Genomic DNA, 216 nt, shown 5'->3' with positions numbered 1-216 from the left:
GCGACCACCGAGTCGAGCACGAGCGTGTCGTTCACGCTGTCCAGCGGCGGGCTGTGGGCCATCGCCGGGCTCGTCACCGACGGCCCCTACGACGCCGTCGCGTCCGCGACGAACACCGCGCTGACCACGACGCCGACGATCCCCGCCTACACCCCGGTCGCCGCCGACACGCTCGCGGTCTACTTCATCGCCCGCAAGCGGGCCGCCGGGGAAACC

Annotated in this window: 1 protein-coding gene; it reads left to right on the top strand. The window is 73.1% G+C overall.

Going from position 1 to position 216, the window contains the following annotated elements:
- Positions 1-24: 24 nt before the first annotated feature.
- Positions 25-216: hypothetical protein (locus D9V37_RS19965; protein WP_147456015.1), on the top strand; the 192-nt coding region annotated here is incomplete at its 3' end.

The sequence above is a fragment of the Nocardioides mangrovicus genome (genome assembly GCF_003674065.1).
GTDB lineage: Bacteria > Actinomycetota > Actinomycetes > Propionibacteriales > Nocardioidaceae > Marmoricola > Marmoricola mangrovicus.
Note: the sequence above shows the minus strand (reverse complement) of the source record. Positions and strands in the feature narration are given on the sequence as shown.